An 18,545-nucleotide genomic window follows, 5' to 3' on the forward strand; every position below is an offset into this window, starting at 1 on the left:
CGCATAAAGGCCGCATAAATGCGGCCTTTAAAGTAGTCAGTTTAAGTGCTTAGTAAATAAATAGACGTTAGAATTTAGCTAAATTATTTTTACTGTCCTTGTCGACTAGCTTAATGTAAGGATCTACCCCCGCAAATAGTGGTTTTTCTTTTACTTTAAGCTCAATAGTATTGGTACCAGATACTATTTGATGCTTTTGCGAGTAAATAACAAAGTCTTCAGCGAGTAAGTTTTCAGGGTCGTCGCTAAATAATGCAATATCAATTAGCTCATCGAGTGGTTGCTCGGTTTCTTCACCTTGGCCATCCGCACGCTGTTTAACGGCTTCTACGCTAAGTGTTACAGTATAAAATCCTTCGCTATCAACGCTATCTGTAACTGAAACGTCTTTCATCTCAAGCTCATACAAAGTGATATATTTAAACTGATCGTCAATAAAACTTTGTTCTGCTTGCGTTGCGTCTTGTTTTAAATAGCTAAGTAAATCAAGCGTAGTTGGGTATGGCGTTGACTGGTACTGAAATTCATTTAAAAATGCTTTGAGTGCATTATTTAAACGTTTTTCACCTAAACGATCATAAATCGCCATCATCACAACTGATCCTTTATTGTAATGAAGATATTGTTGCGACTGTGTTTTATATAGTGGCATTTCTTCAAAGGCTTCCCCTGTACGCCCTATTAAGTACCTATCAAGCTCATATTTTAAAAACTTACGTAGCTTCTCTGCGCCAAAGCGTTTCTCAAGCACCATAAGCGCACTGTACTGTGAAAGCGTTTCAGAAATAACCGCGCTCCCCTCTACATTAGCCGCCGATACTTGATGCCCCCACCATTGGTGCGCTACTTCATGTGCGGTAACATAGTAAGGGTAGTCAACTTTACTCTCATCTCTTAAGTCTGTAATAAACCCCATGCTTTCGGAGTATGGCACTGTGTTGGCAAAACTTTGTGCAAACGAGCGATACTTAGGAAATTCAATAATACGTAGTTGTTTATGCTGATACGGCCCAAATGCTTGTGTAAAGTAATCTATCGAGTCTTGTACCGACTCAATCATACGGTCAACATTCCATGCATGATTTTTGTGGTAGTACACCTCAATATTTACCCCATTATGCTCAACCTTTTTACTTTCAAGCTCAGCTGAAAGCACCGCATAAAAGTTTAAAATAGGTGCATCCATTTCATAAACAAAAGTGCGGCGTCCATCTTGTACACTTTCACTTTGTAAATACCCTGGGGTAATCGCAAATTGCGACTCATCGGTGGTTACCGTCGCCTTAAAGTTAATAAACCCATTAGCTGCACCAAAATCACTTTGTGTATAGTACTGACTGTCTTCTAGCTTATGGGCACGTTCAAGCTCAGGTAAATCATGCTTACGGCGCTCAAATTTGTCAGCTACTTGTAAACCACGGTTATAGCCAAAGCTAGGAAGGAGTTCCAAATTATTAATAAAAGTGCCATTGGCAACCAATTGTGTATCAGAGCCTTGATCAGTAAAGCCTGTATGATCGCGAGTAACCGACAGTTGTCCTTCTCTTATTTCGTTTGGCATAAGCGGCTGCTCAAACTCAAACCATGCTGAGTAAAGCGCTGGTAATTTTTCAACTATCTTACCGCCTGCCATGGCTACATCCCAACTTTTAGCGTGTTGAGGTGAGGTGATCAATACTCGCGTAATTGGCTCGTTAGAGGTATTGGTAAATTTAATTTTTGCCACAGCACTTAAAGCACGCTTTTTTGGATAAATATCAACAGTTAAGTCAACATCGGTCACCATAGGCACTGCTAAGTCTTTGTATTGTGCAAACTGCTGCTCATAACTTATTTGCTTGTCTTGAAACTCATCGCTCGTAGTAAACTCATTCAAAACTCGCGTGTTGTTATAAATATTGTAGCCTGCACCAACAAACACTAATGCACTAATAACCGCAACCGCTTGCCCTTTTAACGACATATTATAACGAAGCATAGACAGGCGTGTGCCCAGCGTTTGTGAAGGACCACGATGCCATAACGCAAACCCAACAATCGCTAAAACAAGACTTAACGCCCCCCAATATAATGTGTACCAATGCGCGCCTTGTAAAAAGTGCCCATAACCATTTATATCAGAATACGGTACGCTACTGCTTTGCGAAAAGTGATACATATGATGCTCAAACCCATAAGAACCCATTACTTTTTGCGCTATGTAATACAAAATAAACAAGCCCATTCCTACATATTTATTCGGGCTAATAATTTGTAAAAAGAAGGCGAGTACCGTCAGCATAATTAACGGTAAAATCGATAAATAAACAATCCTAAATAAATACTGTCCTAGCTCTAAATTAAATTGACCTTTAAATAACTGAACTGTAATTGTGAGTATCATTCCCACGAGGAACAACCCAGAAATAGCGGCGATTAAAGCCAGTATTTTTGACACCCAAAAAACACTGTTATGTACAGGAAAGCTGTCAACAATATCGCCCATGCCACTTTGTCGCTCTCGCCACACAAGCTCAGCACTATAAAAAGCGATAATAACAAACAAAAATAAACCGGAAATACCACTAATAACATTTACCATATTCTGAGTTAAAGGCCAGTTAGTAGTGCCATAAGCACCAATAGGCGCAAACAGAGGGATCATAAGCGTTACAATGCTTACACCCGCTAAAATCATAAAAGGAGCACTAAATATAACTTGTTTAAGTTCGAATATACTGCGCATTATTAGCTGAGATTTAGTACTAACCCCCGCTGATTTATAATTTTTAGCACTATTGATAAGTGCAGCTTGTTTATTTTGTACAAAAGCAGAGACTTTAAATTGCTTCTTCTGTTTTTTAGTTACTATGCGATTGCTTAGCTTTCCAAGGCCAAAAAACATTGCAACACTGATTGCCACCCACAATATACGGTTAACTAAAAGGTCACCTGTGAGCGTTAGCACTTCTGTGTTTTTATCATTTACAGTCCAATAACGTGTTAAATCAATTAACGAACCAGAGCCAAATGGGTCGGCGTAAACAACAATATTTCTAAATGCTAAATCATCAAAGTAAACGCCGGCAATTTGATAGGCTATAAAAATCACAACAGCTGCTACATACACCGACATCATGGTTTTAAAATAGACCGCTACACTATTAAAAATAGCCGAAAGCACAAGTAAACTTGGCACGGCTAAATAAAGATAAGGCGCAGCGTAGTACATTAGCTTATTAGGACCAATCAATTCGCCATCGAGCCAGCCAACTAATAAACCAAATTGCGACCCTAAAAACACACCCAATGGCACGCTTAAAAACACAATAAGTACAACCAAGTAAGCACCAAAAAAACGTCCTGATTGATAAGCAAGAGGATTAACGGGCTTACTAAAAACCAGCTCATCCATTTTGCTTTCACTGTTGCGAATAGCAGAGCTGGCAACGAAGTTAACCACTAAAAACATAGCGAGTGTACAAAATGTAACGGTTAAAAGCATAATAGAGAAAGGCGAGTTCATATGAACATTCGCCCCACCTAACGGAAACTTACTACTGGAGCTTATAAAAAACGCCATAAAAAAGAATATTAATGAGGTCACATAAAACGAAGGCTGACGCACAAAATAGCGCAGCTCAAACGCGAGCATATTAAAAAACATAGCGCCCCCTTATGCTACTTGGCTGTTACGATGATTAAGCAACGTAGAAAAATACACATCTTCTAGGTTTGCACTGCTGAGCTCAAAACCTTCAGGGGCTTGTTCGGCTAATACATGTAATATGGTTTTCCCTGCAAATAAGCGCTTAGAAATAACAGGCAGTTGCGGTTCAAGCTCTAGCGCTTCCTCTTGGCTCATGGCTTTGCGCCAGATTTGCCCTTGGAGTTTATCGGTAAGGGCAATTGGGTTGCCCTCTAATAGTATTTTACCGCCAGTCAACACCGCCATGTTTGGGCAAAGCTCTGCTACATCTTCAACAATGTGGGTCGATAATATAACTACTTTTTGCTCGCCTAAGCTTACTAACAAGTTATGAAAACGATTACGTTCCTCTGGATCTAGCCCCGCTGTTGGTTCATCAACGATTAGTAAATCAGGGTCGCCTAATAACGCTTGTGCAATACCAAAACGCTGGCGCATACCGCCCGAAAAGCCACTGACCGCTTTTGAGCGATGTTGATATAAATTAGTGTGCGCAAGTAATCCTTCAACCGACTCTTTACGCTCTGCTTTATTATGAATACCCTTTAAAACAGCCATATGGTCCAGTAAGTCGTAAGCACTAACACGCGGGTACACACCAAAATCTTGTGGTAAGTAACCTAAGCGTTGGCGCAGTGCCTGTGGGTCTTTAAATACATCAATGCCATCAAAAGTAATTGAACCTGAATCAGCCGACTGCAGTGTTGCAATGGTACGCATAAGCGATGATTTACCTGCGCCATTTGGCCCAAGCAATCCAAACATCCCTTTACCGATAGATAAATCAACACCTTGTAGTGCATGTACGCCGTTATCGTAGGTTTTAGATAACCCAATTATTGATAGCATTTTTACTTCCTTGAATATGAGTAATTATTTTTATAATGTTTTATATCACAAGAAAAACAGGAACATAAGTTACTTGTTAGTTAAATTTGTAACAACAAATAAACATAATTTAAACTCATAACACTTGCCTGCACTGTATTCACTCGGTATAAAAACCACATATACTTTTTATAAGAAGCGAAAAGCCATGCAAGATCACCAAAGCCAGCCGTTAAATGACTTTATAGAATATCCACACAACGAAATGCTAAATCGTGCTAACGAGTTTTTACAAACCAGCCAACGCCGCCATAGCATTCGCAGCTTTAGCGATCGCCCAGTACCAAAAAATATTATTGAAGCATGTATAAAAGCAGCTGGCACAGCACCTAGTGGAGCGAATCATCAGCCTTGGCATTTTGTGGCTATAAACAGTAGCGATGTAAAAAAACAAATAAGAGAAGCCGCCGAAAAGCTAGAGCGTTCTTTTTACGAAGGCAGAGCAGGTGAAGAATGGTTAGATGCGCTAAAGCCGTTAGGTACCGACGCCAATAAACCTTATTTAGAGCATGCACCTTGGCTTATAGCTGTATTTAGTCAAAAAAAGGGCGGTGTAAGCACCGATGATAAAAATACGAATTATTATGTGCATGAGTCTGTTGGTTTAGCTACCGGCTTTTTAATTCAAGCTTTGCACCGCAGTGGTTTGTCAACCCTTACTCATACTCCAAAGCCAATGAGCTTTTTAACCGACATATGTAATCGCGATAGAGATAATGAACGCCCATACATGCTACTTATTGCAGGCTACCCAAGTGATGATGCAACAATACCGGCTCATGCACTGGATAAAAAATCACTCGATGAAATAGCTACGTTTATTTAGTATCTTCTTGTCGGCAAAACCACTCATATAGCAAAGCAATGATCGACTCAACTTTTGGATCGGTCAATGAGTAATAAATAGTGTGCCCTTCTCTGCGAGTAGCAACCATATCTGCCTTGCGTAAACTTGCTAAATGCTGAGATAACGCTGACTGTGCTAAAGGTACATTTTTATTTAGCTCACCTACACTTTGCTCACCTTGTAATAAACTACATAAAATCATTAAGCGATTTTTGTTAGCCATTAATTTTAAAAACTGTTCGGCTTGCTCTGCGTTGACAGCTAGTTGTTCAATATTCATTTTATTATTTCTCTTTTTGATACCTTTTTAAGTATAGACTTTTACATTAGTAAGTTCTAATATAATTAACATTAGGTTTTACTAATATTAAGATGGCCATGAAACTAGCGATGCCATTTTATTAATCGGCGGAAGTGCTGTAGCAGTATCCGCACTATTAAGTTACTTTATATAAAGTAACTTTCAGTTTTTAACGTTATTTATAAGTATTAACTCAATTCAACCTACTTATACCAAGTAGCACCTATTAATGTCTTTTTTAAGAAAAAGAGGATTTACAAACTAATGCTTACATCAATCCCTGACTTACTAAAAATTATCACACCTAACCAACGCCGTATTGACGCAGCGCGAGCAAAACTCGAGCTTGAACAAAATAAAGGTTTACTTATTGATGTGCGAGAACCTGCAGAGCACGCGACAAAATCGGCTGCCGGCGCTATAAATATTCCGCGTGGATTACTCGAGATGAAACTAATGGAAATAGAAAAAGACGCAGCTCGCCCTATTTACGTGCACTGCGCAAGTGGTGCACGCGCAACGTTGGGAGCAGAAGCATTAACGCGTGTGGGTTATGAAAACGTGACTGTTATTACCTGTGACGCAAACCAAATATGTAGCGTATTTTAAGTATCTACTAAGTACTTATAATTATGCGCCTAACAAAGGTAGGTGTTTAACGCTGTGATAAGTCAGTGCTAATTTAATACACTCTTTAACTGGGTGTTCTGGTAATGGCTTTTCACTATTTAACACTATTGCTCTATTTCCTTCAAAGATAAGATTATGAGAGTACAACTCTCTAAATGTGCTTACTAGCTTAGATTGGCAATGAAAAAACAAATAACACGATGAGCCCTTAAAGCCTACGCGAATGGGGCTACCATTTATTGTGTTATAACTTGGCTCTCCCCACTTTAAAGACTCTTCAACAGCTCCTAAGTTTTGCTCTTGTGCTACGGTATAAATTAGCTCTCGTAATTGTATAAGCGTACTTTTAGCTGCCTCAGGATGATTATTAAATATATTTTTTATATCCGTATTCATAAAAACATCCTTATAAGTATTACAAGTTTAAAACAGGTTACTTTTGCTGCCTTTCATCAACTAAAACAAGTAGCATCTGCTCAATATTTTTAACACTATAAGTAAGTGCTCTCAGTAGCTCTTTCTCACTTTGCTCTGTTGCCTGCTGCGACGTTTTACCTTGATTAGCCAATACATCTTTTTGCTCAAGTATCGCCTCTCTAAACTCACTCGCATTAACCACACCAAGCAAAGACACTAAAGCACCATTTCCTGACTGCCCTGCCGTTTCAAAGCTTAAACGATATAATCCAAAAATTCGCATGAGCGGCCCTTGGCTTAACCCTACATCTGTTATTTTTTCAAGCGGAATAGATTTTTCTTCTTTAAATAATATGCCACGTTTAACTACCAATTTTTGTGGTAATAAGTCAGCCGACATAGCTGCGAGTATTCGCCCGCCCACCAGCCATACAATCGCTAAAACAATGGGTAACAACGGAATAGTCACCAGCGCTAGTACACTAAAAAAAGCGGCCATTAGAATCCAATATTGCTGAACCTTCGGGTCGAAAGATGCACTTTTTAAAATATGTTTTGTCATTGTTTTAATCCTTTATCTATATAACTACAAATACACTCTGCAAACTTCAATAATCTCTACTCAATCTTACAAACTAATAACGACTTTTATAGCAAGAGCAATAAACACAACCCCCAGTATTTTATCAAGCCATGGGTTCTGCTTAGTAAAACCAAAGCGATTTTTTGAAACCTCAGTAAGTACTGCAACTAGTAAATACCAACCTGTATCAATTACAAACACGGTTAAGCACATAATAATGCCAATGCTTAAAGTGAGATTTTGCGGGTCAATAAACTGTGAGAACAAGGCTAAAAAGAAAATAGCGAGCTTGGGGTTCAAAAAAGCAATGGCAAAGCCATCTTGTAATGCTTTAACTGCGCTTATCTCACTTTTTTGTACTTGCAGTTCGTCATTATTGGGTTTTGCTAATAGTATTTTTAAACCTAAATACGCCAAATAGGCCGCACCTAAGTAAACTAGTATTTGATAAACAGTTGGAAACTGCGTCATTAAAGCGCCTAACCCTAATAACGATGCACCGGCATACAAGCCAACGCCAGTACCATGACTGAGCGCGGCAAGCATACCGTTTTTCATACTACCGTTAAGTGAGTGCTTTAAAACCACCGCTAAACTTGGTCCTGGCGACATTGCGCCCATCATACAAATAGCCGCTAGGCTTAACCATACTGTAAATGTCATTTAAAGCTCGTCAGTTTCAATAAGTAATGTATAACCGTGCACTTGCCCATAAAAACCTGCCAAGGGCACTGCGTTTATTACTTTCCAGCCATCTTGGTTTAATTCCTGTATGCGGTCATTCAGTGCGACTATATCTACCCCACCCAAAAAACGGGTCTTTCTAAATTCGATTACTTTTTGCATTTTAATCCTTGTGTATCTTATAAAGTGTATTCAAAATCGTAGTGGTGAATCCCTTGCTCAATTCGTATTTTCATACTGCCAGTTAACCCTTTTAGCTAATAGGTGCCTGAATCAGGAATAACATTTAAAATAAGACTGTCTTGTCCTTTATCCATAGTGCCAAAGTGTTGCAGTACAAAACTGCCCTGCTTACCTTCAAGCTCACCTATCACTTGCTCTATTGCCACGTAACCCGCACTGCCTTGGGTTGGCGTCATTGCACTAAGCATCTCGTCTTGGCTTGTAGCATTTAAGTCACCTTTAAATGTTTTATCAATCGACATACGTCCTAAGTTAATACCTTGCTGACCTTTGGCATAACCTTCAATAGGCGCTAAAGCCACTGTAAATTCACCGCTTATTATTTTTGTTGTCATAACAATTCCTTATTGATGCTAATATTTAAGAGTATTGATTTTTATTATCTTAGTGCCATATCTATACCTTAACCTTTAAAAAGAATCCACTATGTCAAAAAACACCTCTGCATCCGAAAAAGCTGCGTTTAGCAGTTTATTACCTGTTTTTGCGTTTATTAAACCGTACAAATGGATGGTAGTAGCCGCCCTAGCTGCGTTATTAGTTACCGCAGGCGTTAACTTGTCATTAGGGCAAGGTGTTAAATTTGTTATTGATCATGGCTTTATTGCAGGATCAAAGGCCCAATTACAGCAGGCCGTATTAGTACTTATTGGTTTAATCAGCTTATTAGCGATAGGTACCTTTAGCCGTTTTTATTTAATGTCGTGGATTGGCGAACGAGTCAGTAACGATATTCGAAAAGCCGTATTTAATCGCATTGTAACGCTGCACCCTAGCTACTTTGAAGAAAACCGCAGTGGCGAGCTTATGTCGCGTTTAACCACCGACACCACATTACTGCAATCAATTATCGGTTCATCTTTTTCTATGGCGCTGCGCAGTGTACTTATGTTGATTGGTGGCTTAGCTATGCTGTTGTTCACTAATTTAAAACTTACTTTAGTGGTTGTAGCCTGTGTACCACTGGTACTTGTACCCATGATGGTATTTGGTCGCAAGGTACGCAAACTCGCAAGCTCTAGCCAAGATGCCATTGCCGACATAAGTACCTATGCCGGAGAAATCATACAAAATATTAAAGTAGTGCAAAGCTATAGCCATGAAGAGCAAGAGCAACATGCCTTTGCGCTTGAGACCGAAAAAGCCTTTAACGTGGCTAAAAAACGTATTAAGCAACGTTCATTTTTAATAGCCGTGGTGATTTTTTTAACCTTTAGTGCCATTAGCGCTATGTTATGGGTAGGTGGTAATGACGTACTTGCAGGCACCATGAGCGGGGGTGAGCTAGGTGCGTTTGTGTTTTACGCTATTATGGTTGCAATGTCGGTGGCAACCGTTGCTGAAGTATATGGCGAACTACAACGTGCAGCAGGCGCTGCGGCGAGATTACTTGAGTTACTTGCTGTTAAAAGTGAGATAGAAAACCCGCTAAACCCACAAGATAGTCATTTACTGCATGATAGTAGTAGCCCTGCTATTACGCTTGAAAATATAAGCTTTAACTACCCTTCTCGCCCAGACGTAAGCGCGCTTAATAAAATAAGCCTAAATATAAATCAAGGCCAAACCGTGGCAATTGTTGGCCCTTCTGGCGCAGGTAAAACAACATTATTTGAATTACTACAGCGCTTTTACGATCCTGCTAGCGGAGCCATTAAATTTAAAGATGTAAACATTAAAGATTTATCACTTAATACTCTGCGCAATAAAATGGGCATGGTAGCGCAAAACCCTATTTTATTTAGCTCCGATGTAATGCATAACATTCGTTACGGCAACCCAAGTGCAACCGATGAGCAAGTATATGCCGCAGCAAAGTATGCGCATGCCGATGAATTTATCAAACAGTTACCGCAAGGTTATAACAGCTTTTTAGGTGAGCAGGGTGTGAGGTTATCGGGTGGGCAAAAGCAGCGTATTGTACTGGCACGCGCTATATTAAAAGACCCTGAAATACTCCTTCTTGATGAAGCCACCAGCGCGCTGGATGCGCAAAGCGAACACCATGTACAAGCTGCACTTGAGCATTTAATGCAAAACAGAACAACGTTAATAATTGCCCATAGGCTGGCAACGGTAAAACATGCCGATGTAATTGTAGTCATGGAAAATGGAGAGATTATAGCAACGGGTACCCACCAAGAATTAGTAGCAAGTAACCCGTTGTATCAAAAACTGTGTGAATTACAGTTTAATAAGGATTAGGGTCTGTTGACCTTTTAAGGTTAAATTTACAAAGTTCAAGAACCCTAACCTTCAGTATTTGGCACTATCTGAATTTCTACGCGACGGTTTTGAGCACGGCCATTTGCACTATCATTAGTTGCAATTGGGCGTGTTTCGCCATAGCCCATAGTGCTAACACGTGTAGCCATAATTTGTTGGTTCACTAAGTAGTCTTTCACACTTTGTGCGCGTTCACGCGATAGGTTCATGTTGAAGCTATCTTTACCCGTACTGTCAGTATGCCCTTGCACACTAAGGTAGGTTTTTTCGTACTTGTTCATTACTTTAGCAATCGCATCTAACGTATCGTTAAAGCCTGATGAAATGTAAGACTGAGCAGTCGCAAACGTAATGTTTGATGGCATTACTAAACGTAAATTATCACCCTCTCGTACTACTTCAACACCTGAACCTGCTAGCTCATCACGAAATGCTTCTTCTTGTTTATCCATGTAGTCGCCAACAGCTGCGCCCGCAAGTGCCCCAATTGCTGCACCAATAAAAATACGTTTATCTTTATGATTACCCGTAGCCTTACCTAATACACCTCCGGCTGCGGCGCCTATAGCGGCTCCTTTACCTGTGTTATTCATTTCACAACCAGAAAGTAATACAGCTACTACGGTTACGCTTAAAAGTGATTTAGTTAAAGTCATGGTGATACCCTATTCATTAAGAATTTAGCAAGAGTATGCAAATACATGTATGAACAAACTATGAAGAGAGTGTTAAAAGCAACGCATCTTGCTTGATTGTTAAACAGACCTCAAACTAATGTGTCATTTTAATAAAAATGTCATACTACGCTGTGACAATTTAATGAATTTTACAAAGGATATTGGCGCAATGTTAATTGCTATTTTTAGACAGTTTTTTTTACTAGGGTGTATGAGCTTTGGCGGCCCTGCTGCGCATTTAGGTTATTTTAAACGCCACTTTGTAGACTCGTTAAATTGGTTAACTAACACGCGTTACGCACAACTTATTAGTTTAAGCCAAGCGCTGCCGGGGCCTGGCTCTAGCCAAGTTAGTTTTGCTATTGGTGTTGAGCGTGCTGGAGTACTGGGTGGTATAGCTGCTTTTGTAGGTTTTACTCTGCCTTCGTTTTTAATAATGGTGCTGCTTGCGGTTAGTGCTCATCAGTTTGACGCTGTTTACTTTGCCATTATTGCAGGCTTAAAGTTATTTGCCGTTGTTATAGTTGCTGATGCAACACTTAGTATGGCTAAAAGCTTTTGTACAAGTGCTGCGCTTAAGTTACTTGCTGTAATGAGTACACTTGCTTTGGTGTTATTTCCAATGATGGGAACTCAAATCGCTATTTTAATAACCGCTGCAACAATAGGTGCTATATGGCCTTTATTAAAACTGGGTACAGCCACAGAAAATGTTAGCAGTACAAAAAGTAATATTAATTGGATTGCACTGGGGTTATTTGCGCTCTTACTTGGTGTGAGCTTTATTCCACTAGGACATGAGTTTGCTTTGTTTGCCCCTTTTTACCAGGCAGGTGCAATGGTGTTTGGCGGCGGACACGTAGTACTGCCGGTACTTCAAGCTGGCGTACCAGCATTGAGTGATGATCAGTTTTTAAGTGCTTACGCGAGTGCACAAGCAGTGCCTGGGCCTATGTTTACTATTGCTACTTACTTAGGCGCACAACTTACTACAGAGCAACCTTTAGTGGGTGCTCTTATAGCTACACTACTTATATTTATGCCTGGTTTTTTACTTATACTCGCGTTTCAAAAGAGCTGGATTAACTTGGCAAGTAAGCCACGCTTTGCAAGCTCAATAGCGGCGCTTAATGCTGCGGTAGTCGGTTTTTTAGCGGCTGCACTGTATTCGCCAATCTGGACATCAGCTGTGCATAGTCTTTGGCAAGTTGCGTTAGTAATAATTGTATTTGCATGGCTGCAATTTAAAAAGCCACCTATTTGGTGGCTCTTAGCTTTGTTTATTACTGTGGGTCTTTTACAACACTATTTGCCATCACTCTAAATGTTGGCTTATCTGTTTGTTGCTCGTTAGGAGGGCTTAACTGCCCACTAACACTTTGATACGCCCTAAGCCCAAACACCGGTAATACCGCAAGCAAATGATCCATTATTTCGGCTTGTAAATGCTCGTACGAAATCCAGCGTTTATCTTCACTAAAGCAATAAAACTCAATAGGCAAACCATGATTAAGTGGTTGTAGCTCTCGTACCATTAACGTAAGCGACGTATTAATTTTACTGTGCTGTTTTAAATAGCCTTCAGCATAGCGACGAAACAGCCCTAAATTAGAAACCTGAGCGGGTAATGTCGTCACTCGAATATAGTCGTGCAACGGAATAGCCGCATCAATTTGTTTTCTAAACTCATCACCCACTAAACAAATGCTGTGCATATCAATATTGAGTGAGCGTTTAATACGTCTACCGCCCGACTCTTGCATGCCGCGCCAGTTTTTAAACGAACCCGCAACTAGCATATAAGTTGGAATAGTTGTTATGGTGTTATCCCAATTACGTACCTTTACAGTATTTAAACCCAAATCAATTACTTCGCCATCGGCGCCGTAATTTTCTACTTGAATCCAATCACCATAGGTTACTAGGCGATTTGCTGCTATTTGAATACTGGCTACAAAGCCTAAAATAGTGTCTTTAAATACTAATAACGTAACAGCAGCAATAGCACCAAAGCCAGAGAGAATATAAGTAGGTGACTTCTCAAGAAAAATGCTCACAATTAAAATTGCACACACAATAAAGGTTATTAGCTTAACAACCTGAATTAAGCCCTGAATAGGGACCTCGCGGGCAAACTCTAACTGGTTATAAATAGTACCCGCAATGCTCACAATACTGCTAAAAATAAAACCAGCATAAATAATAAGCAAAGCTTGTCCTATCGTTTTTAGTATTTCTCCTGCAATTTCATTAACTGGGTATACGCTATCAAACGTAGCTAAAAACAATACGCAGCACAGCATTCCGGCAATACGTTTATTTAGCTTATTAAGCATAGGAGAAAGCGCACCAATTCGCTCAGGAGAAAGCCTCGTCACTATTTTTTGAATGCCAGGTAACATTAACCTACGAGTAAATAAGTAAACAATTAATAAAGAAAAGATCCCTATCGAGACTGCGGTGATTGAGCTAAGAAAATCCGCGTCGGGTACTTTTTCAAACCAAGGAGCAATTAATTCCTGTAGGTGGGTGTTGGTCATAGTGTTTCAATTTCCTTACTGATTTGTGGTTCAGGTAAATCTTGTTGAGCATAAATGTCGGCAAGCTGCTGATCTTTTGCAACCCATAGCTCATTCACATAATGTTGAAAATTAACTTTAAATACGTCATCGCTTTGATAGCTGCCCTGCATGCTTTCATTAATGGGCGTTACGTTTATTGAAACATAAATAGAATCTAGCTCACCTTTTAACAAGTTACGACAAACATGATCTGTTTTACCGCTATACACTAAACTTGTATTAAGCATGGCATCAAATTGATCGGCTAATACTTCAAGCGCAAAAGCGATGCCGCCAGCTTTAGGCTTTAATAAATACTTAAAAGGACTTTGTTGCAGATTATGTTTGGCTGGCGTATAGCGTGTACCTTCAACAAAATTAATGATGGTAGTAGGATGATGACGAAAATTACGACAGCTACGCTTGGTGCGCTCTACATCTAATCCTTTCAACTTTGGGTTTTTAGCTAGTTGCGCTTTGCTTACCCGTTTCATAAACGGCATACCCATAGCCCACGCACCAGTCCCAATAAAAGGCATGTATTTTAACCCATCTTTTAAAAAGAACTTAGGGGCAGGCAATGCATGTAATGAGCTAAGTACGGTTATATCTAACCAACTCGCGTGGTTACAAATAAGTAAATACCAACTTTTTGAGTTTAAGTCGCCACTTATATCAACCACAATATTAGGGCAACCTAACCAAAGCCCTAAACGGTTGCCGTTACACCAACCTCGGTAAGCGCTGTGTAATATAGAGTTAACCACAGGCAAAGGCAGTAATAACTTAATAAGGCCCAGTACAAATACTAGCGAGCCAAAAAGTATCATGTTAGAAAACAATACGCAGCCTACAATTAAGCCGTTAAGCCAATTTGGTAACCACTTTTTTAGCATAACTGTAAGCTCATATTTTTGCCTTTTATTTGGGGTGTTTTTCGAGCGATTGTAATGTTTGCTCTTTATTTTCCCATAAACGATTTAGCTCGCTTTGAAAGCGTACTCTAAATTCAGAATCGCCGGTGTAGTCACCAATAAGCTCTTCGCTTACCGGCCTTACTTCCACGTGGACGTTGATATTTTTTACCTTACCACCAGCAAAATCCATGAATGTAGGAATGCCATCAGGGTACTGAATAGTAACGTTAACCACTTTAGTAATTTGCTCGCCCATTGCTTGCATTACAAAAGCAATCCCGCCGGCTTTTGGTTTTAATAAATGTGGAAACGGGCTATTTTGGCGCGCGTGCTTTTGTGTAGTAAAACGAGTGCCTTCTACAAAGTTAACTACGGTTACCGGCATTTCTTTAAATTTTTCACACGCTTTACGCGTGGTTTCTAAATCTTTGCCACGCAACTTTGGATTCTTTTTTAATTGGCTTTTGCTCGTGCGAGTCATAAACGGAAAATCAAGCGCCCACCAACACAAACCTAAAATAGGCACGTAAATAAGCTCTTTTTTCAAAAAGAAGTTTAAAAATGGAATTTTTCGATTAAACACACGTTGCAATACTAAAATATCGACCCAGCTTTGGTGATTTGCTATTACTAGGTACCAATCCTTTAGTTTAAGGTCTTCAAGGCCAGTTACATTAAGTTTAGTTGGCGTGAATAACGCTTGATTTAAGCTATTAAAGGTAACCCAAATAGTTGCAAATTGCTTAGCTGCCCAGCTCATAAGCTTTTGTAGAGGCTTAATAGGGATAAGCTTTATAAGCCCACAAACAAAAATAGGCACAAACCAAAAAAGTGTGTTTATTGTGTAAAAAATAATACTAAATACACTGCGAATAACTGACATTACTTCCATTCCTTTAAACATTGCGCAGCCACTAATACTGCGCTTTCAGTTGCTTACAAATTAATCTTCAAAATAGGTATAGCCTTCAAGGCCTGCATTAAGCTCAGCTAAATAACCTTCTTTACACTGCGTCGATACATCAAGTTTATTAACTTGGTACGCAAAGTTGTCAGCTAAAATGGCGCTATCATAGTCAACAAACTTTAATACATCCTTAACGCTATCACCTTTTATGGCATTGGTTAACACATAACCTTCATCGTTAAGCTCTACGTGCACCGAATCAGTGTCACCAAATAGGTTATGTAAATCGCCTAAAATTTCTTGATACGCGCCGACCATAAACATAGCAATATGGTACTGCTCGCCATGCTTATATTCTGGTATTGGTAGGCTGGTTTCGATACCAGCGCCTTCAACGTATTCGCGGATTTGCCCGTCAGAGTCACAGGTAATATCTTGGATAATCGCGCGCTGAGTCAATGGCTGAGTTAAGTTTTCGATTGGCATAACCGGAAACAACTGCTGAATACCCCATACATCAGGCAACGACTGAAATAATGAAAAGTTAACGAACAGTTTATCTGCAAGTTTTTCGTTTAAATCGTCGAGTACTTCACGGTGCGCGCGCGCGTTATTACTAAGCGATGCCCGTACACGATGTAAAATAGTAAAGTAAAGCTGCTCTATTTTCGCCCACTCTAGCATGCTTACTAAGCCATGCACGTACTGATCGTGCGCTTCGCTAAATAAGTGCATAGCGTCGTGATAAATCTCTAATGCCATACGCGGGTTTAAACGCTGTAAACACTGCCACATTTCATCAAGCACTAATGCGCTATTTTCAAGCGGTGGCTCTGGATTTAAATGATTAGGCGCTTTTTCTACGTCAATTACATCAGTAATTAATACCGCATGGTGAGCAGTTAAAGCACGCCCCGACTCGGTGATAATGGCCGGATGCGTAAGGTTATGCTGATCGCACACTTCTGCAAATGCATTCACTACGTTACGCGCATACTCTTCTACGGTGTAATTCATTGAACACGCACTACGCGAGCCAGAGCCCTCGTAATCAACGCCTAAGCCGCCGCCCACATCAACGGTATTTAACGGTACGTTTAATTGTGTAAGCTCAGCAAAGTGGCGTGCACATTCACGTAAAGCACGGTGAATATCACGAATATTGGCAATTTGAGAACCAATATGAAAATGCACCATTTGCATTAAGTGCAGCTTATTATGCTTTTTAAGCACTTCAACAGCACTTAGTACTTGGCCTGCTGTTAAACCAAACTTGCCTTTTTCACCGCCCGTGTTTTGCCACTTGCCTTTGCCTACTGAGTTTAGGCGAATGCGAATACCAATAGCCGGTTCAATGCCTAGGTTGTCTATTTCTTCTAATAAGGTGGTCAGTTCTGAAAGCTTTTCTACCACAATTTTTACGCTGTGGCCCATTGCTTGACCAATACACGCTAAGCGTAAAAACTCACTGTCTTTATAGCCGTTACATACAATAGTGATTGGCTCTTTTGCCACGCCCAAAATAGCCATAAGTTCTGGCTTTGAGCCTGCTTCTAAGCCAACAAGCCCGCTTGGATGCGCTAATAATTTACTTACTACAGAGCGCTGTTGATTTACTTTAATTGGATAAACACAGGTGTATTTTCCGTTATATTCACGATTTGCTCGCGCTTGCGTAAACGCGTTAGTAAGTGTGTCTACACGATTTTTTAAAATATCAGTAAAGCGCACTAAAACCGGCAACGTTAAACCTTGTTGCTTAAACTGCTCAGTTAATTGCGTTAAAGAAATGGCCGGTTTTGTTTGGTCGCCATCTGGGTAAGCCACCAGTTCGCCTTGTGCGTTAATATCAAAATAACCATCACTCCAATGAGCAACGTTATAAGTGGCGCGTGCTGTTTCTAAACCCCAGGTCATGGCAACTCTTCTTTAGTCAATTAGGTATAAAGGCGCATTTTAATACGTCACTATCCACTAGGCTAACAAAAATTGAACTTTCACTCACTCCTAACTAACTTTATTCGTCAAATCAGTTAAAATGTCATTGAGCAAAACGCCAAGCACTGGCAGAATTGCCCCTTTTTCATACTCAACCTAAAAAGTGTAATAGCAACTATGGCAAATTTAGATCAAAGTAAGTGGTTTACTGAAATTAGCGACCGCGATGGCAGCGCATTTTCATTACGTATTAATAAAAAGTTAGATGAAAAACAGTCTCCTTTTCAAAAGGTAGAAATGTTTGAAACCACAGACTTTGGTAATTTAATGATCATCGACGGGTGTACTATGGTAACAACCCGCGAAAACTTCTTTTATCATGAGATGATCAGCCACCCTGCACTTTTAGCGCATCCAAACCCTGAAAACGTCGTTATTATTGGCGGCGGCGACTGCGGTACTTTACGCGAAGTATTAAAACACCCAGGCGTAGAAACTGTAACGCAAATAGATATCGACGAAGTAGTAACGCAAATGTCGTTAAAATACTTCCCAGAGCTTTGTGAATCTAATAACGACGCCCGTGCAACGGTTATGTTTGACGACGGTATTAAATACATGCGCGAAGCCGCTGGCGAATCTATCGACGTAGTGATTGTTGATGGCACAGATCCGGTAGGTCCAGGTGAGGGTTTATTTAACCATGCGTTTTACACAAGCTGTTTAGATGCACTGCGCCCAGGTGGTATTTTAGTACAACAAAGTGAATCACCACTTATGCACATGCCACTATTAGTTGAAATGCGCGAAGCAATGCTAAGCGTAGGCTTTAACGATTTACAAACATTACCATTTCCACAACCAATTTACCCAAGCGGTTTATGGTCAGTAACACTTGCACGTAAATCACAAGCATTTGACGGCTTTAGAGAAGATGGCGCGGCACAAATAGCCGAGCACAGTGAATACTACAATAGCGGTATTCATCATGGCGCACTCGCTACACCTAACTACATGAAACGCGCATTCGATAAAAAA

General features: G+C 40.1%; 17 protein-coding genes and 1 pseudogene. 5 read left to right on the forward strand and 13 right to left on the reverse strand.

Annotated features, from left to right (window positions below):
* Positions 1 to 67: 67 nt before the first annotated feature.
* Both CXF89_RS14965 and CXF89_RS14970 read right to left on the reverse strand, forming a co-directional pair.
* Complete coding sequence (locus tag CXF89_RS14965) at positions 68 to 3,646, reverse strand: ABC transporter permease/M1 family aminopeptidase (RefSeq protein ID WP_121955055.1); 3,579 nt, start codon at positions 3,644 to 3,646, stop codon at positions 68 to 70.
* Between the two features lie 9 nt (positions 3,647 to 3,655).
* Positions 3,656 to 4,537 carry an ABC transporter ATP-binding protein gene (locus CXF89_RS14970; RefSeq protein ID WP_121955056.1) on the reverse strand — a complete coding sequence of 294 codons (882 nt, stop codon included), beginning with the start codon at positions 4,535 to 4,537 and terminating at the stop codon, positions 3,656 to 3,658.
* A gap of 187 nt (positions 4,538 to 4,724) precedes the next feature.
* On the opposite strand from CXF89_RS14970, the gene CXF89_RS14975 reads away from it, so the two are divergent.
* Positions 4,725 to 5,402 carry a nitroreductase family protein gene (locus CXF89_RS14975; protein WP_121955057.1) on the forward strand — a complete coding sequence of 226 codons (678 nt, stop codon included), beginning with the start codon at positions 4,725 to 4,727 and terminating at the stop codon, positions 5,400 to 5,402.
* On the opposite strand, the gene CXF89_RS14980 is transcribed toward CXF89_RS14975, so the two are convergent.
* Positions 5,395 to 5,703, reverse strand: coding sequence for an ArsR/SmtB family transcription factor (locus tag CXF89_RS14980; protein ID WP_121955058.1), 309 nt, complete (start codon positions 5,701 to 5,703; stop codon positions 5,395 to 5,397). The two genes, CXF89_RS14975 and CXF89_RS14980, sit on opposite strands and share 8 nt — an antisense overlap.
* A 285-nt stretch (positions 5,704 to 5,988) precedes the next feature.
* Between CXF89_RS14980 and CXF89_RS14985 the strand changes: the two genes are divergently transcribed.
* The gene (locus CXF89_RS14985; RefSeq protein WP_121955059.1) at positions 5,989 to 6,333 is read left to right on the forward strand and encodes a rhodanese-like domain-containing protein; all 345 of its coding nucleotides are present in this window, start codon (positions 5,989 to 5,991) and stop codon (positions 6,331 to 6,333) included.
* A 21-nt stretch (positions 6,334 to 6,354) separates the two neighbouring features.
* Here the strand turns inward: CXF89_RS14985 and CXF89_RS14990 are convergent, their stop codons facing one another.
* The 5 genes and pseudogenes from CXF89_RS14990 to CXF89_RS15010 all read right to left on the reverse strand — a co-directional run bounded on the left by CXF89_RS14990 (position 6,355) and on the right by CXF89_RS15010 (position 8,616).
* Positions 6,355 to 6,750: a DUF1801 domain-containing protein gene (locus CXF89_RS14990; RefSeq protein WP_024591371.1), complete on the reverse strand. Its 396-nt coding sequence runs from the start codon at positions 6,748 to 6,750 to the stop codon at positions 6,355 to 6,357.
* Positions 6,751 to 6,787: 37 nt separating this feature from the next.
* On the reverse strand, positions 6,788 to 7,333 hold the full coding sequence (locus CXF89_RS14995) for a PH domain-containing protein (protein ID WP_121955060.1): 546 nt from the start codon (positions 7,331 to 7,333) through the stop codon (positions 6,788 to 6,790).
* A 66-nt stretch (positions 7,334 to 7,399) separates the two neighbouring features.
* Positions 7,400 to 8,017 carry a LysE family translocator gene (locus CXF89_RS15000; protein WP_121955061.1) on the reverse strand — a complete coding sequence of 206 codons (618 nt, stop codon included), beginning with the start codon at positions 8,015 to 8,017 and terminating at the stop codon, positions 7,400 to 7,402.
* Positions 8,018 to 8,200 (reverse strand): hypothetical protein, encoded by a 183-nt coding sequence (locus CXF89_RS15005; RefSeq protein WP_024604488.1) that lies wholly within the window; start codon positions 8,198 to 8,200, stop codon positions 8,018 to 8,020.
* A 17-nt stretch (positions 8,201 to 8,217) separates the two neighbouring features.
* Positions 8,218 to 8,616 (reverse strand): annotated as a pseudogene (locus CXF89_RS15010) (DUF3224 domain-containing protein).
* Positions 8,617 to 8,707: 91 nt separating this feature from the next.
* Between CXF89_RS15010 and CXF89_RS15015 the strand changes: the two are divergent.
* Complete coding sequence (locus CXF89_RS15015; RefSeq protein ID WP_121955062.1) at positions 8,708 to 10,486, forward strand: ABC transporter transmembrane domain-containing protein; 1,779 nt, start codon at positions 8,708 to 8,710, stop codon at positions 10,484 to 10,486.
* A gap of 44 nt (positions 10,487 to 10,530) precedes the next feature.
* Here CXF89_RS15015 and CXF89_RS15020 read toward each other — a convergent pair whose 3' ends face one another.
* Positions 10,531 to 11,163: a YiaD family glycine zipper/OmpA-like lipoprotein gene (locus CXF89_RS15020; protein WP_007584604.1), complete on the reverse strand. Its 633-nt coding sequence runs from the start codon at positions 11,161 to 11,163 to the stop codon at positions 10,531 to 10,533.
* A gap of 190 nt (positions 11,164 to 11,353) precedes the next feature.
* Between CXF89_RS15020 and chrA the strand changes: the two genes are divergently transcribed.
* Positions 11,354 to 12,508 carry a chromate efflux transporter gene (gene chrA, locus CXF89_RS15025; RefSeq protein ID WP_121955063.1) on the forward strand — a complete coding sequence of 385 codons (1,155 nt, stop codon included), beginning with the start codon at positions 11,354 to 11,356 and terminating at the stop codon, positions 12,506 to 12,508.
* Here chrA and CXF89_RS15030 read toward each other — a convergent pair.
* Genes CXF89_RS15030 through speA form a run of 4 tightly spaced genes read right to left on the reverse strand, consistent with a single transcriptional unit; the run spans position 12,468 to position 17,486 of the window.
* Positions 12,468 to 13,724 carry a mechanosensitive ion channel family protein gene (locus tag CXF89_RS15030; RefSeq protein ID WP_121955064.1) on the reverse strand — a complete coding sequence of 419 codons (1,257 nt, stop codon included), beginning with the start codon at positions 13,722 to 13,724 and terminating at the stop codon, positions 12,468 to 12,470. The two genes, chrA and CXF89_RS15030, sit on opposite strands and share 41 nt — an antisense overlap.
* On the reverse strand, positions 13,721 to 14,641 hold the full coding sequence (locus CXF89_RS15035) for an acetyltransferase (protein ID WP_121955065.1): 921 nt from the start codon (positions 14,639 to 14,641) through the stop codon (positions 13,721 to 13,723). Before CXF89_RS15035 ends, CXF89_RS15030 begins: the two co-directional genes overlap by 4 nt.
* A 25-nt stretch (positions 14,642 to 14,666) precedes the next feature.
* Complete coding sequence (locus tag CXF89_RS15040) at positions 14,667 to 15,545, reverse strand: acyltransferase (RefSeq protein ID WP_121955066.1); 879 nt, start codon at positions 15,543 to 15,545, stop codon at positions 14,667 to 14,669.
* Positions 15,546 to 15,605: 60 nt separating this feature from the next.
* Positions 15,606 to 17,486 carry a biosynthetic arginine decarboxylase gene (speA, locus tag CXF89_RS15045; protein WP_024591379.1) on the reverse strand — a complete coding sequence of 627 codons (1,881 nt, stop codon included), beginning with the start codon at positions 17,484 to 17,486 and terminating at the stop codon, positions 15,606 to 15,608.
* A gap of 198 nt (positions 17,487 to 17,684) precedes the next feature.
* On the opposite strand from speA, the gene speE reads away from it, so the two are divergent.
* Positions 17,685 to 18,545 (forward strand): polyamine aminopropyltransferase (speE, locus tag CXF89_RS15050; RefSeq protein ID WP_121955067.1); only part of this gene is annotated, 861 nt, incomplete at its 3' end.

Source organism: Pseudoalteromonas sp. MelDa3, from assembly GCF_002863625.1.
Lineage (GTDB): Bacteria > Pseudomonadota > Gammaproteobacteria > Enterobacterales > Alteromonadaceae > Pseudoalteromonas > Pseudoalteromonas arctica.

Bases quoted from the DNA above. Each gene is read 5' to 3' on its own strand.
- CXF89_RS14980 (WP_121955058.1), bottom strand. From the start codon at position 5,703: ATGAATATTGAACAACTAGCTGTCAACGCAGAGCAAGCCGAACAGTTT.
- speA (WP_024591379.1), bottom strand. From the start codon at position 17,486: ATGACCTGGGGTTTAGAAACAGCACGCGCCACTTATAACGTTGCTCAT.
- CXF89_RS15040 (WP_121955066.1), bottom strand. From the start codon at position 15,545: ATGTCAGTTATTCGCAGTGTATTTAGTATTATTTTTTACACAATAAAC.
- CXF89_RS15000 (WP_121955061.1), bottom strand. From the start codon at position 8,017: ATGACATTTACAGTATGGTTAAGCCTAGCGGCTATTTGTATGATGGGC.
- CXF89_RS14990 (WP_024591371.1), bottom strand. From the start codon at position 6,750: ATGAATACGGATATAAAAAATATATTTAATAATCATCCTGAGGCAGCT.
- CXF89_RS14975 (WP_121955057.1), top strand. From the start codon at position 4,725: ATGCAAGATCACCAAAGCCAGCCGTTAAATGACTTTATAGAATATCCA.
- CXF89_RS15030 (WP_121955064.1), bottom strand. From the start codon at position 13,724: ATGACCAACACCCACCTACAGGAATTAATTGCTCCTTGGTTTGAAAAA.
- CXF89_RS15015 (WP_121955062.1), top strand. From the start codon at position 8,708: ATGTCAAAAAACACCTCTGCATCCGAAAAAGCTGCGTTTAGCAGTTTA.
- CXF89_RS14965 (WP_121955055.1), bottom strand. From the start codon at position 3,646: ATGTTTTTTAATATGCTCGCGTTTGAGCTGCGCTATTTTGTGCGTCAG.
- CXF89_RS15005 (WP_024604488.1), bottom strand. From the start codon at position 8,200: ATGCAAAAAGTAATCGAATTTAGAAAGACCCGTTTTTTGGGTGGGGTA.
- CXF89_RS14995 (WP_121955060.1), bottom strand. From the start codon at position 7,333: ATGACAAAACATATTTTAAAAAGTGCATCTTTCGACCCGAAGGTTCAG.
- CXF89_RS14985 (WP_121955059.1), top strand. From the start codon at position 5,989: ATGCTTACATCAATCCCTGACTTACTAAAAATTATCACACCTAACCAA.
- chrA (WP_121955063.1), top strand. From the start codon at position 11,354: ATGTTAATTGCTATTTTTAGACAGTTTTTTTTACTAGGGTGTATGAGC.
- CXF89_RS15035 (WP_121955065.1), bottom strand. From the start codon at position 14,641: ATGCTAAAAAAGTGGTTACCAAATTGGCTTAACGGCTTAATTGTAGGC.
- CXF89_RS15020 (WP_007584604.1), bottom strand. From the start codon at position 11,163: ATGACTTTAACTAAATCACTTTTAAGCGTAACCGTAGTAGCTGTATTA.
- CXF89_RS14970 (WP_121955056.1), bottom strand. From the start codon at position 4,537: ATGCTATCAATAATTGGGTTATCTAAAACCTACGATAACGGCGTACAT.